Source organism: Paenibacillus konkukensis (genome assembly GCF_023523925.1).
Taxonomy (GTDB): Bacteria; Bacillota; Bacilli; order Paenibacillales; family NBRC-103111; genus Paenibacillus_S; species Paenibacillus_S doosanensis.
Map to the genome: position 1 here is coordinate 4,529,508 of NZ_CP027059.1, position 14,303 is coordinate 4,543,810.

Genomic DNA, 14,303 nt, shown 5'->3' on the forward strand with positions numbered 1-14,303 from the left:
AGAAGCCAAGCTTATAAGCAGGAAGGGGAGTCACCCATGAGCGAAACGTTTAACGAGCAGGAGCTCTTGCAATTTCTGGCCCAAAAAACGAAGGTCGACGTCAAGGCCATCAAGCTCGTTCTGAAGCACGAGCAAGCCTTTATCGACAAGGCCAAGGCGAACGCCAGAGGCGAGGTCGACATCGATAGCGACGATATCGTCGATTATGTCATGTCCCGTCCCGATGTGAAGCTGGACGAGCTGACCGTCGATACGATTCTTAATCTGGAGATGGATTACTTGATGGAACACGGCATCGTCACGGATGCCGATTAAGGCGGAGCACGAAGAGGCTCATGCCCCCGAATCGTCACGGGCGGCATGGGCCTTTTGCTTGCGGGTCCCGGGGCGGATACGTACCCGTCCCGAGCCCGCTCTTATGGCTGGCGGACGAGGCTTCGTCTACCGGAGCCGCCGCATGCGTTCCCGGCGCAGCAGATAGACGAAGTAAGGAGCGCCGATGACGGCGGTCATGACGCCGACGGGAACCTCGCGCGGGATGATCAGAATGCGGCCGAGGCAGTCGCCCAGCAGCATCAGATCGGCTCCGATCAGAGCCGCAAGCGGAATCAGCCAGTCCCGATGATACTGCGGGCCGTGCAGCGACCATTCGCTGTTCTCCGGCAGCACGCGGTAGAAGATGACGGCATATTCGGCTTCTTTGGTTTTGGGCACTTGAACGGTGTGCGGGCCGTAATCCGGACGGCAGGCATAGCCTTGCGTAAAGACGGAGGGCTCCCGGCCGCGGGAAGCGATAGTAACGTGTCCGCGGAGCACGACGATCAGCACATGGGTATCCGGCGGGCTTTCGATGGTTGCGGAGGCGCGGAGAGTTTCGATTCGTTCGAAAACGGGAATGACGGCGACAAGCTGTTGAAAATTCATGGGTCCTAACCCCTTCTGGTAACCTGATAGTATTGATATTGACATAACCGCGAGTCTTATGACAAGCCGAATCTACCGGGAAAGGCGCACGGCTGCAATACTTTTTTCGACACAATCTGTAGAATATTGTAAAATAGTAGCCAAAGGAACAATATGGGAGGGAATTGACATGAAGCTCAGGTATGCCTTGCTGTCCGCTTGCTTATTATCGGGAGCGTTGCTATTGCCGAAGCCGGGAGCGGCCGCGGCGGCGGACAAGCCGATCCGTGTGTTTCTCGACAACAAGCAAATTAATTTTGAAGTCGATCCGGTGCTGGAAAACGGCACGACGCTGGTTCCGTTCCGGCCGATTTTCGAGAAGCTGGGGCTGGAGGTCGGCTGGGATGAGGAGACGCAGACGGTAACGGGAACGAAGGAGGGGCTGACCATCCGGCTTGTGATCGACGATACGGAGGCTTCGGTGAACGACGTTACGAGCACGCTGGAGCTGGCGCCCCGGTTGGTGGAAGGCAATACGCTGGTGCCCTTGCGATTCGTCAGCGAGGCGAGCGGCAAGGATGTGAATTGGGTTCAAAGCAGCTCCACCGCCTATTTGAAAAGCCGCAAAGGTTCGAGCAGCACCAGCTCCGGTTCGGTCGACGGAGGTCCTTCAAGCACGAGCTCGGGAGGGGTCGGAGGAACGGATTCCGCGAAGACGGAGAAAGGGGATTACGAGTATCCGAATGGCGATAAGTATACGGGGCAGCTGGTCGGCGGCGTACCTGAAGGCAAAGGGAAGGTCGTCGGCGCGGACGGCAGCGTGATCTTCTCCGGAACCTTCTCGAACGGCGAGCGTGTGAACGGCACTTTATATTATGCTAACGGCGACAAGTATACCGGCTCCTTCGCAAGCGACCTGCCGAGCGGCAGCGGCAAACTGGTTTATAAAAACGGCGATGCCTATGAGGGCGATTTTGCAGGGGGCGTCCGGGAAGGCAAAGGAACCTTCACAACCTCTAAGGGGGAGACCGTCGTCGGCGATTTTAAAAACGATATGAAAAACGGCATGATCAATTATTACGATAAGAAGGGCACGCTGCTCTCGGTCAGCGAATACACGAACGATGTGTTGGTAAGCAAAGTCGAAATGACCGACGAAACCAGCGTGCTGCCCAATACGAATCCTTCTTCGCCGACCGATCCGCGCAATAAGGAGAACGAGCGTCACGATCAGTCGGTCAACGACATCAAGGAGCGCTATAATCAAAGCAAGAAGGAACTGGACGATCAGGTTGCTCAGCTCCGCAAGAATAACCCGGGAGCTTACTCCAGCCAGGCCACCTATGATAAGGCTTTGGCTGAGGCGCGGGACAAGGAGACGGAGATTTTAAACAAAATCAACGCTCTCACCTCCAGCAGCTCCAAGGCCGCGGAGACGGCCATGGCCGAGCTGGAGAAGCAGCTAACGGACAATCAGGCGGAGATCGACCGGATTTACGCCAAGGGAGTGGCTCAGCAGCAGCTGGAATCGCTGAAGGAGCAGCTCTCCCGGCTGAAAGAGGATTACAACGCCGAGCTAAAGAAGGAGAACGACCGGCATACTTACGCTATGAAACAGTTGAAATAGGTATAAAGTCCCGAAACAACCCGTATTCCTGAGGAATACGGGTTGTTTCTATGGGAATACCGGGATTTTGTGAGAATTTTGGGAGTGTTGTTCGGTACAATGAGGTAAGTATCGCCCTTTTGACGGTTGTGACTTGCTTCTATTTATGAAATGATACAATCACAATCACTACTGCTGTCAAGCAAGGAAGGGAATCGACGTTGAACATTTGGAGTAATCGCAGACTCTTCGGTATTATGCTTCTTTTCACCCTGTCCATTTTAGTATTTATTAGCATTTATGTCGAATCAATGCCGAATCGGCAAGCGATGCCGGCTAAGAAAGGAGTTCTCGATCTCACCGGATGGGATTTTCAAAGTCAGGGCCGTGTCACACTTGACGGAGAATGGGAGTTTTACGAAGGCGAGCTGTTGGAGCCGTCCAGCTTTAACGGGAAGGTGCGTCCGGAAGCGGCCTATTTGACCGTGCCGGGTACATGGAGGGGCCAAACGCCCGAAGGAGGAATGAGCCGAAAAGGCTTCGGAACCTATAGGTTAACCGTCAAGCTGGATGATTCGGTGGACATGCTGGGGTTGAAAGTAGCGAGCGTGCGAATGTCGCACCGGTTATATATCGATGGCCGCCTGCTGGGGAGCAGCGGAGTTCCTGCGGCGGACCCGGCTGCGCATCGCCCGGCCAATACCCCGTACAGCACTTTTTTTCATACCGAAAATCACGATCTCGAAATCATGATTCAAGCAGCCAACTACGACTATGTAACCGGGGGAATCGTCAATTCCATCCAACTCGGTTTGCCTGCGGATATAGCGCAGCTTGCCGCGATTCAGCTTGGCGCCGATATTGCCGCGATCCTTGTTCTCGGTATGTTCGGGGCTTACCATCTCAGCTTTTACTTCCTCGGGAGAAGGGAGAAGACGTATCTGCTCAGCGGCTTGTATCTGCTCTCCCTGCTGCTCTGCCAGCTTCTGTTCGGCGAAAAGCTGCTGCAAAGAACATTCCCGGAGCTCCCGTTCGGTTTTTTTTACAAGCTGCTGGAAATCGGCGAATTTCTCAGCGGAATCTTCAGCACGATGTTTTTTTGCACGATTGATACCCGGTTGATGTCGCCGCGCCAAATGAAATGGATGATAGCCCCGATGGTCGTCTACGTGGCTGCCGCGATTTTGCTCCCTTATGACGTGATTACGGAAGTGAAATACGTTTGCGTTCTGTACTTGGGGGTTGTAGGTCTTTATATGATCGGGAGAATGGTCTATTTGTACGGGGTTAAGCGTCAAGATTCGCTGGAACGAAGCGAGCTGGCGCTGTTCTTCGGGGCGATCTTCGGATTGATATGTTTTCTGGTAGATGGAATATTGTATTCGGAAAATGTGCTGAAATCCGACATCATGGGCAAGCTCGGCATTATCGGTTTTATTATTTGCATGAATGTGCTGCTGGCGCTTCGCTTCGCTAACGCCTACGAGAAGAGCAAGACGCTGTCCCGGCAAATGACGGCTCTGAATGAACGAAAGGACGAGTTTTTGACGCAAACCTCTCACGAAATCAAAACGCCGCTGCACGGGATCATGAACATTGTATCGCATCTGTTAGAAGAAGAGGGCAGCCCGCTGTCATCCCATCAAAGACAGAATTTGCTGTTGGTTAAGGATATTTCGGTCAAGCTGTCCATGCTGATCCACGACTTGATCGATGTGTCCCGTCTGAAGCACGGGGAGCTCCGGCTGCAGCCCGCCGCGGTCGATATGAAACCTTTGGTGCAAATCGTCTTCGATGTGCTCCGGTTCGAGCTGGAGGGCAAGCAGGTGCAGCTGGACAATCGGGTCGGCGACGATATTTGGGTGCAGGCGGACGAGAACAGGCTGCGCCAAGTTATGTACAATCTGGTGCATAATGCAATGAAGCATACGAGCAAAGGCCGGATTCAAGTCCGTTCGAGGGTTGATGGGGAGAAGATCATTATTTTCGTCGAAGACACGGGCACGGGAATCAGAGCGGAGAAGCTCGAGTCGATATTTCTGGAGCAGCATGATGAGCACCGATTCAGCGACAGCTATTCAGGTATGGGAGTCGGCTTGTACATTAGCCGAAGCCTTATTGAGCGAATGCAAGGGGAAATTTGGGTCGATTGGTCGGAAGAGGGCCGCGGGGCCCGTATTGCCTTTAGCTTGCCCGCTGCGCAGCAGCCCGCGGGTTGTTCCGATGCCGCTCGCGCCGGTATGCTCCGTTATGGCGAGGAGCGGGTAGAACAGCCGCAAGCCGTACAAGATGCGCTGGGGCAGCAGGGGCACACCATTCTGGTGGTCGATGACGAAGCCGCGAATGTCCACATCTTGTTCAACATTCTGAGGCGGCATCATTATAACGTCGTCGTCGCTTTTTCCGCCAAGGAAGCTCTGGAGAAGGTACATAAGCATTCGGCTGTCATCGACCTGATTCTTCTCGACGTCATGATGCCGGAGATTTCCGGTATCGAGCTGTGCCGCATGCTGCGCAAGCAGTATTCCGTACTCGATTTGCCGATTATATTCGCTACGGTCAAAGATTCTCCTCAGGATATCGCTCTCGGGTACAGGGCGGGAGCCAACGATTATATTACCAAGCCCTTTGATGCGCAGACATTAACGGCGAGAATACAGACGCTCATCTCAAGGAAAATTTCTTTGCAGGAAGCCGTCCGCCATGAGCAGGCATTTCATCAGGCGCAAATAAAACCGCATTTTCTGTATAACGCGCTGAGCAGCGTGATCTCGTTTTGCTATACCGACGGAGAAAAAGCGGCTCATCTGTTAACGATGCTCAGCCAATATTTGCGTTATATTCTGGATGCCGGCCGTCCGACCTCTTTTGTACCGTTGCACCGGGAACTGGAGCTGGTTGAAGCTTACGTTGAAATTGAGAAAGCCCGTTTCGGGGAGCGGTTTGACTTTTTTATTGTCGTGGAGGACGGGGTGGAGATGCATAGCGTGCCCTCCCTCTGTATTCAGCCGTTCGTGGAAAACGCCATTCGCCACGGCTTGTTCGAGAAAGAAGAGCATGGAACGGTCCTGCTTCAGATCGAGACGGTCGGCGAAACGATGGTCATTATAATAGAGGATGATGGGGTCGGTATGACAGACCAGCCGGCGGAGCCTGTGAGCGAGACGCGGCATCGGAGGCGGGGTATCGGCATTCCCAATATTCGCAAGAGGTTCGAAGGGATTCCCGGCGCGACGCTCCAAATCAGCTCGGAGCCCGGCAGAGGGACCAAGGTTAGAATGCAGCTGCCTTTAACCGATTTCGGTGAGTTAGAGGGAGCCGCCATATCATGAAGGGAAGAGGGAGAAAGCTGTTTAGTGTCGTTATTGTGGAGGACGAGAAGCCCATATTGGATTTGATGAAGCATATCATCTCTCAGAATGGGTTTTACTCGATTGTCGGAGTCTTTACCAACCCGGCGGAGGCTCTTGCCCAGTGGGAGAGCTTGAGACCGGACGTCGCTTTTCTTGATGTGGAAATTCCGAAAATGAGCGGCTTGGAGCTTGCCGGTAAAATTAACGAAATATCCGATCAAACGGAGATTATCTTTACAACGGCGTATAAACAGTATGCGCTGGATGCGTTTGGAGTGAACGCCTTCGACTATTTATTAAAGCCGGTTACCCCTGCAGCCATCGATAAGGTTGCTCAAAGGCTGGCGAAGAAGAGGGGTTTGCTGCAGACCGGCGAAATGAAGCGTTCCGTATCGATCCAATGCTTCGGAGGGTTCGAGGTTGTCAATGCCGACGGGATTCCCGTTCGCTGGCCTACAAGGAAAACGGAGGAGCTATTCGCCTATTTCCTGTGCCATCCGGGGCAGATTTTAAACAAATGGCATCTGGCCGATCTGCTGTGGGGGGATATGGACGAAGAAAGGGCATCCCATAACTTGCACAATACGATATACCGTTTGAAAAAGATACTACGTGAGCATGAGATTGAAATGGTGATTCAAAAGAAAAATACCGGATATATGCTGCATACGGGAACGTATCTGTACGACCTGCTGGAATTCCAGCAGTACGGGGACGGCTGTCTGAAAGAGGGGGAAGCGAATCCGTTGATGGAGCGGTTGTACTCTATGTATAAGGGCCCTCTGTTCGATAAGAAAGGGTACTTCTGGAAGTCGCGAATGGAAGAAGCCTACGGCGAATTATATATCGCTTTTGTGCGGGCATTGGTGAAGCGCGATTTGTCCGCGGGCGATCTCAAGCAGGCAGAGAAGAGGATACAGGCTTGCTTGTACAATTATCCTCTGCATGAGGAAATCAATCAGGAGATGGTGGAGCTTTACCTAAGGCTGGGCAGGACAGACCGAGCCGAGAAGCATTACAAACGTTTTAAAGCGGCTTACATTCAGGAATTGGGGATTGAACCGCCGTATCTGCTGAAGGATCGTCTGGCCGATGCTTGGAATCAAAAGACGTAGATCCTAATGGCTACTCGATTTTTGTCTAAATATAGGACGTTGGAATTATAAAACGGGCTGTTTTTTTGTTAAATTTGACACAAAATGTCGGTTTTTGAGATTTCTTTAAGATTTATTTGTTATAATCAATAAAAGAATAGATCGTAAGTCCTGTATGAGCGTCGAACCGGTCTCCAATTGCAGGATGATGGTAAAGCAGGTTAGGGGGATGAGGTCCTTGAGCAATAGTGAGTTTCTTTGGATCATGACAGGCGTTGTTTTGTTTGTCGGTGCCTTGGCAGCCGCTTTGTGGGGCCTTCTGCGGGATTAACGCTCGGTCAGCTACGATAATGGAGGTAGGGAATGATGGAGAATAATCACAAACATTCGGCAGTCGAATCCTTAACGGAAGAAAAGGCGCTTCTTTCGGATCAAAGCCGAACCGTGCTGCATGCCAAAAAGAAATCGAGACGGTTATATACGGTGGTCTCCGTACTGCTTGGAACCGCGATTGTCGGTGGGGCTATTGCGATGGTTTCCGCAGAATCGGGCCTGACGAAGACGGAAGCCGCCGAGCAAGCCCCCGTCAAGACCGGAACGAAGACATTGGCCGGTTCCTCGCTGGCGTACGCCGCTTCTGCCGAATCGGAGCAGCCGGGTACCGCAGATTACCAGCCGACGAGAGTGCAGGCGGAAGCGGACGCAGCGGATGTTCAGACCGTCGGCAGCGCGCAGGAAGCGGGATCGACCGTCCGCTCGGCAGAAGGCGGGAGCAAATCCTCCGCGGTTGTCCGCGACCTGTCTCAGGCGAAGCCGAAGCAGGTTCAAAGCGATAAGCCCGCTAAAGACACCGTCGTTACGGAAGGGGCTTCCGGTAATAAATCCAAGGAGGCCAAGAGCAAGAGCGCCGAGAAGGCAGCTCCGGCATCGCCTTCCCCGTCACCATCGCCATCGTCCTCATTGCAGGCTCCGCTTAAGGCAGAGGGGCTTTCGAAGGAATCGCTCCAGACCTCCGACACGGCCAAAGCGGATAATCCCGGCAGCGCCGATAACGCAGAGAAAACGGACAGTGCGTCCAAATCCGATAAAGCGGTTCAGCTGCCTGCGAGCTATATCGTCAAGGCAGGCGATACTTTATTCAGTCTGTCGGTCCAGTTTTATCGTTCGCCTCAATACGTTTCTTTGATCGCAGACAGCAATCACATCAAAAAAACGGCCGATCTGAAGGCCGGAGACAAGCTGACGATTCCTCAGCTTCCCATAGAGAAAACGATCAAGCTGCCGGACTATGATTTCTCGGTGCACGATCATACCGTCAAGAAGGGCGAGACACTGTCAAGCATCTCCAAGGAATATTATCAATCTGCCAAGCATGCGTCGTTTATTGCGAGCTTCAATCATTTGGACGAAAATAATCCGCTTAAGGAAGGCAGTGTACTGAAAATTCCACTGTCGTCAGCTATCGACTATAACTAAGACGAATTTATTGTCACAACATGAGGGAGTTAACATACATGATGAAAACGATGGATCATGTTAACCAGCAGTTTTACAAAGAGCTTCAGCAGCTCAGCTACCAGGATGAAATGAGGCCGAAGCTGCTTATTTACGGAGTCAAGCGGATTTTGGAACAGAAGCAGAAGCAGAGCTTTTTACGTAAAATGAGGGTGCCCAAAGTGCATACGAAGCCGGTAAGCTGGCTGTAGAAGGAATAATGAGGAGCGCCGGGAGAGGCCGTAATCGGAGAGAAGACCGATAACGGTCTTTTTTGTTGTATTGGGAAGGGGATTGGAAGATGATGTCGAATTGAATCGAAGCGATGAAAATGGTAGTCATATCGACCTAGAAGGAGCGTAAAAAACTAATGAAATGGTTTGCTTCGATTAGAAAAAGGCTGGCATTGCGGATCGCCGCTGCGGTGATGGCAGTCATGATCGTATTATCGGCGGGATACTTGTATATGCAAGTCCGTAATACCGAAACGGCAGCCGAGAAGGTTATTGCCAGTTACGGCATCCGGATGGCAGACAGCTATTCCAAGCAACTGGATGCAGCTAGACTGGAGCAGTTTATGAAGAATCCCGAGGAAAATGATACATATTGGTCGATCCGTCAGGAAATGGATCTGTTCCGCAAGGAGATTGGAGCGCTATACGTTTATGTCGTTCGTATCGACGAAAGCCGGCGCCCGCTCATTATGATTGACGGACAACCGAAGGATTCGGACGCCGCTTCTCCGATTAACGAAGTTACCGATATTTCCCCTGAATCCGTAGACGTTCTGCTGAAGGGAGAGACGACCAGCTCCCCGATTATCGATAATCCGCAGTACGGCAAATATATATCGTCCTATGCCCCTATTGTCCGCGCCGACGGAAGCGTTATCGGGGTGCTCGGTATCGATACGGACGCTGCCGTTGTCGATTCGATTGCTGCCAGCGTAATTAAGGACGGCATCCCGTATTATGTACTGCTTATCTTGATGACGCTAGCGGGCCTTGGCTTGGTCGCATGGGTGCTGGTTCGCGCGCTCAGCCCGTTGAAATGGATCGTATCCGGCGCCGAGAGCATTGCCGTAGGGGAGCTGGGACGGGCGAGCCAGCTGCTGCAGGATCATCCGGTTCGTTCCTCCGATGAGATTGGAGCGGTCTATCAGGCGATGACGCAGATGTCTTCCGGCCTGAACGCCATCATCGGCAAGATCGTATCGAACATCTCGCAGACGTCCGAGCAGTTGGTTCTCTCCTCGGACCGCTTTACCGCGGAAGCGCAGCAGGTGCTGGAGATGAACACACGCGTCAATAAAGCCGTAGGCCGGGTAGCCGACGGAGCGCAAGCCCAGAGCTTAAGCTCGGATGAAAGCAGCCGCTCCATGGAGGAAATGGCGACAGCCATCCAGCGTATATCGGAAGCTTCGCTAACAGTGTCCGATGCTTCCCTGAAAGCGCTTGAGAACGCCGAGACGGGCAGAGAGACGATCCGGCAGATGAATCGGCAAATTCATACGATTGCCTCCGCTGCCGAAGAAACGGTGGGTCGGGTTACCGTGCTGCGCGACCACTCGCGCGAAATCGAAGGCGTTCTCACGGCCATTTCGGATATTGCCAATCAGACAAAGCTGCTGGCGCTGAACGCTTCCATCGAAGCGGCAAGGGCCGGCGAGCACGGGGCTGGCTTCGCCGTTGTGGCGGGAGAGGTGAGGAAGCTGGCGGAGGATGCGTCCGATTCGGCGCAGCTGATCTCCACGCTGCTGCACAATGTACAGAACGAATCGCTTCGAATCAGCGAAGCGATGGAAAGCGGGGCCCGCGAAATAAAGGCGGGTACCGAATTGTCCGGGGCGGCGGAAGAATCGCTTACCCGGGTGGTGGAAATGTTCCGATTCGTCTCGGAGCAGATTCACGATATATCCGCCGCCACGGAGCAGATGTACGCCGGATCGGAGGAGGTCGCCGCGTCGGTCGTCGGCATTGCCGATATCGCCAAAGCCTCATCCGATCAGACGCGTGAAATTCGCGCATTGACCGATACGCAGTTGGATGTCGTCAAGCAGATCGCCGATTCGGCGGCGGCTTTAAGCGGGATGACGCACGATATGCGGGAGGCCGTCAAGCAGATTAAGGTGTAAACGAGGACTTGACTACAAGGAAACTTTCCCTTCTACGACGGCAGATACGAGTTACAATGAAGTAAAGTGACGGTCAGAAGGGAAGGTGATTGGACCGTGGATCAACCTTGCATCATTATCGTAACCGGAATTATGGCGAGCGGTAAATCGACGGTAGCGCAGCTGTTGGCGGAGCGGTTCGAGAAGTCGGTCCATCTGCGCGGCGATACATTCCGCAAGATGATTGTCAACAACCGCCAGGAGGTGCGCCCGGATTCGGCCGACGCCGATCTTGCGCAGCTGCGCTTGCGATACCGGCTGGCCGCGCAGGCGGCCGATGCTTATGCAGCCGACGGCTTTACCGTCATCGTTCAGGATGTGATCGTCGGCCGGCTGCTGAGCGAGTTTGTCCGGCTTGTGGCGCATCGGCCGCTGTACACGGCCGTGCTTTGCCCGCGGCCGGAGGTCGTGGCGCAGAGAGAAGCGGGCCGGGAGAAAAAGGGCTACGGCATATGGACCGTCCAGGAGCTGGACGATGTGCTGCGGGGCGAAACCCCGCGGATCGGGCTGTGGCTGGATACTTCGGAGCAAACTCCGGAGGAAACGGCTTTGGATATTATGCGGCGCATATGGACGGAGGGCGCGATTGAGTCGAAGTGAATCAAGGGCGACGCTTCTACAGTGGCGCAGTGCACTCGCAACGGACACAGCGGCCGTTATATAAACCATATCGGCCATTTTGGATTCCTAACGGACACAGCTGCAGCTATTTGTTGGCAAAGCCTCCATAGAAAGCAGCTCGGAGCTATGTAAGCGCCGTGATGTCCGTTTGCGATTAACAAACGTCTGTTTACGATGAATTTAGCTCCCTGGTGTCCGTAAAACTTAGAAACGGTTCGATGCTAGGTTCCGGGGGCTGCACCTCCTGCAGCTCCCTTCCAGACCGCTTGAGCACCCCTCTCGAGAAAGATGGTTGGGGGAAGTGTTTGAAAGTGCTATTTGCGCGATAAAATCCTCGCCTGAAGCCAAGCTATTGTCTAAACAGACACGTTAATGGAGCATGAAGAGGGAATAGGACATCGAATTTCAACAAACGAGCATCCTGCGATCGATAGAGCGTTGGAGCAGCGCAAGCGGGAACCACTTTCGACCGCAGGACACGACGAAATCACCGCCTTTTTAGAAAAAAACGCCAAAAAACCGGTTGCCGCCCGGGATCGGGCGTAACCGGCTGCTGCGAGCGGGCAGGCAGGTAGAGGCAGGAAGGCGCTAGATTGCTTGCCCCGCTCGGGCTTAAGGCTTCGGATTGCGGCAGCTTCAGGAGGCCGAGCTCTCCCGGGCAATTTCCGCGATAAGCTCATACGAGCGCAGACGCGCCTGATGGTCGTAGATTTGTGCGGAAATAATGAATTCGTCGGCGCCGGTTAATTCGAGCACGGACTGCAGCTTCTCCCGGACCGTGCTTTTGCTTCCGGCGATCGTGTAGCTGAGCTGTCTGCGAACCGTTTCTTTCTCGTGCGGGGTCCACAATTCGTCCATATTGTCTACGGGAGGCTTGAGCGGACCGGTTCCGCCGCGGATCAGGTTCAAAAACTGCTGTTCCTGCGACGTGGCCAGTCTTCGTCCTTCCTCGTCCGTATCCGCGGCGAAGACGTTCAATCCGATCATTGCATACGGCTTATCCAGCACTTCCGAAGGCTGGAAGTGGCTGCGGTACAGCTCGAGCGCTTGCAGGACGAAGTCGGGAGCGAAATGGCTGGCGAAAGCGAACGGAAGCCCGAGCTGCGCGGCCAGCTGGGCGCTGAATCCGCTGGAGCCGAGCAGCCAGATCGGGATGTCGAGACCTTCCCCGGGAACGGCTCGCAGGCCGGTTGGCCGCCCTTCCTGATGCGGCTCGAGATAAGAGCGCAGCTCGTCCAGCAGGTCGGGGAACTCATGACCGGTCGTGCCGAGACCGCGGCGCAGCGCGCGCGCCGTTAACTGGTCGGAACCGGGCGCCCGGCCCAGACCCAGATCGATACGGCCGGGATACATCGATTCCAGCGTGCCGAATTGCTCGGCGATGACGAGAGGGGCGTGGTTAGGCAGCATAATGCCGCCGGAGCCTACGCGGATCGTCGAAGTGCCGGCGGCTACGTAGCCGATCACCAGCGAGGTGGCCGAGCTGGCGATCCCGGGCATATTATGGTGCTCCGCCAGCCAGTAGCGGTGATAGCCCCACTCTTCGGCATGCCGGGCTAAATCAAGCGTATTGCGAAAGGAATCTGCCGGCGTACCGTCTGAGACGATCGGCGCCAGATCCAGTACGGATAAGGGAATGCGTTGAAAGGTGCTTTTTACTACCGGTACAGAATGGCTTTCGGACATCGGAATCAGCCTCCTTTAATCGGTCTGGAAAGTAAAGCAAAGCGTCATGGAACTTTGTATGACATATTAGTTATTATTCGTTATTAGATAATAAAAAGCAAGCGGCGACTTTTTTGTAATATAGTATCTTTATGACACTTTCGCTGCAGGACTGGCCGGAATGGTTACAGAAGGGCACAAATTTGGGGCTTCGCCGGGACCGTTTATCGAAGCCCAATAAATCCCTCCGCCCGCAGCCGGTCGCGGGAGAAACCTTTTCCTCGAATCTACGTACTACTTGCGTTGGGCACAAATGAGTTCCGATTGAATTCGGGGAGAGGAAGATCGACAACAAATGATTCATGAGGAACAGGGTGGATGGAAATCCAGCATCGCACCCTACGAGCGGCCGCATATCAAGCACAGTATGTGGCAGATGATCAATACGCTAGTGCCCTTTTTTGCGCTATGGTATTTGGCTTACTTGAGCTTGACGGTTTCGTACTGGCTCACACTGGCATTTGCCGTAGTTGCAGGCGGATTTCTGATCCGAATCTTTATTATTTTCCATGATTGTTGTCACAAGTCATTTTTTCGAAATCGGACGGCGAATGAGGTCGTAGGGACGATTACCGGTATATTGACCTGCTGCCCTTATGATCAATGGCGCCACAGCCACTCGGTGCATCACGCCACCAGCGGCAATTTGAGCAAGCGGGGAACAGGGGATATTTGGACGCTAACGGTAGAGGAGTATGTAGCGCTTCCGTTATGGAAACGATTCGTGTACCGGATGTACCGCAATCCGCTGATGATGTTCGGGATCGGGCCGATCTACATTTTTTTGATCGACTACCGGTTTAATCGCAGAAAGGCAAGTACCAAGGAACGTATCAACACGTACGTGACGAACCTGGGAATCGCCGGAGGAGCGGGACTGCTGTGCTGGCTCATCGGCTGGCAGCAGTATTTGCTCGTGCAGGGTCCGATTTTTCTCGTCTCGGGCATCGCGGGAATATGGCTTTTTTACGTGCAGCATCAATTCGAGGATACCTACTACGAGCAGGAGGGAGAATGGGACTACGTCAAGGCTGCTCTGCAGGGAAGCTCCTTCTATAAGCTGCCGAAACTGTTGCACTGGATTACCGGTAACATTGGCTTCCACCATATTCATCACTTAAGTCCGCGGATACCGAATTATTACTTGGAAACGGTTCATAATCAGAACCCGGTACTGCAAGATGTGCAGGCGATTACGCTGGGAAGCAGCTTGAAGTCGCTGCAATTCCGCGTATGGAACGAGCAGAGCAAGAAGTTCGTAGGGTTTAGAGATATAAAGCGTCGGCAGAAGATACCGGTCGTGAAGCGGGCTGTAAAATAAAATCAAAAGAACG

At 53.5% G+C, this 14,303-nt stretch carries 11 protein-coding genes and 1 pseudogene; 10 read left to right on the plus strand and 2 right to left on the minus strand.

Annotation, left to right across the window (positions count from 1 at the left end):
* The first annotated feature begins 36 nt into the window (after nt 1-36).
* Complete coding sequence (locus SK3146_RS19630) at nt 37-315, plus strand: hypothetical protein (protein WP_249860412.1); 279 nt, start codon at nt 37-39, stop codon at nt 313-315.
* Between the two features lie 126 nt (nt 316-441).
* Here SK3146_RS19630 and SK3146_RS19635 read toward each other — a convergent pair.
* A pseudogene (locus SK3146_RS19635) lies at nt 442-618 on the minus strand (iron chelate uptake ABC transporter family permease subunit); the annotation flags it as partial.
* A 475-nt stretch (nt 619-1,093) separates the two neighbouring features.
* Here SK3146_RS19635 and SK3146_RS19640 point away from each other — a divergent pair.
* From SK3146_RS19640 to SK3146_RS19675, 8 genes are all read left to right on the plus strand, one after another.
* Complete coding sequence (locus tag SK3146_RS19640) at nt 1,094-2,530, plus strand: stalk domain-containing protein (RefSeq protein WP_249860413.1); 1,437 nt, start codon at nt 1,094-1,096, stop codon at nt 2,528-2,530.
* Between the two features lie 236 nt (nt 2,531-2,766).
* Entirely contained in the window at nt 2,767-5,841 is a 3,075-nt protein-coding gene (locus SK3146_RS19645; RefSeq protein ID WP_249860414.1) for a sensor histidine kinase, read from the plus strand.
* Nucleotides 5,838-6,977, plus strand: coding sequence for a response regulator (locus tag SK3146_RS19650; RefSeq protein WP_249860415.1), 1,140 nt, complete (start codon nt 5,838-5,840; stop codon nt 6,975-6,977). The genes SK3146_RS19645 and SK3146_RS19650 overlap by 4 nt, the downstream gene beginning before the upstream one ends.
* 342 nt (nt 6,978-7,319) lie before the next feature.
* Nucleotides 7,320-8,432, plus strand: a complete 1,113-nt coding sequence (locus SK3146_RS19655) for a LysM peptidoglycan-binding domain-containing protein (protein ID WP_249860416.1) — start codon at nt 7,320-7,322, stop codon at nt 8,430-8,432.
* Between the two features lie 38 nt (nt 8,433-8,470).
* Nucleotides 8,471-8,662: a hypothetical protein gene (locus SK3146_RS19660; RefSeq protein WP_249860417.1), complete on the plus strand. Its 192-nt coding sequence runs from the start codon at nt 8,471-8,473 to the stop codon at nt 8,660-8,662.
* 158 nt (nt 8,663-8,820) lie between these two features.
* Nucleotides 8,821-10,584 (plus strand): methyl-accepting chemotaxis protein, encoded by a 1,764-nt coding sequence (locus tag SK3146_RS19665; RefSeq protein WP_249860418.1) that lies wholly within the window; start codon nt 8,821-8,823, stop codon nt 10,582-10,584.
* A 132-nt stretch (nt 10,585-10,716) separates the two neighbouring features.
* Complete coding sequence (locus SK3146_RS19670) at nt 10,717-11,223, plus strand: phosphotransferase-like protein (RefSeq protein WP_249866370.1); 507 nt, start codon at nt 10,717-10,719, stop codon at nt 11,221-11,223.
* A gap of 393 nt (nt 11,224-11,616) precedes the next feature.
* Entirely contained in the window at nt 11,617-11,790 is a 174-nt protein-coding gene (locus SK3146_RS19675) for a hypothetical protein (RefSeq protein WP_249860419.1), read from the plus strand.
* 90 nt (nt 11,791-11,880) lie between these two features.
* Here SK3146_RS19675 and SK3146_RS19680 read toward each other — a convergent pair whose 3' ends face one another.
* Complete coding sequence (locus SK3146_RS19680) at nt 11,881-12,930, minus strand: LLM class flavin-dependent oxidoreductase (protein ID WP_249860420.1); 1,050 nt, start codon at nt 12,928-12,930, stop codon at nt 11,881-11,883.
* Between the two features lie 334 nt (nt 12,931-13,264).
* Here SK3146_RS19680 and SK3146_RS19685 point away from each other — a divergent pair, with 334 nt between their 5' ends.
* On the plus strand, nt 13,265-14,290 hold the full coding sequence (locus SK3146_RS19685; RefSeq protein WP_249860421.1) for a Delta(5) desaturase DesA: 1,026 nt from the start codon (nt 13,265-13,267) through the stop codon (nt 14,288-14,290).
* The last annotated feature ends 13 nt before the right edge of the window (nt 14,291-14,303 follow it).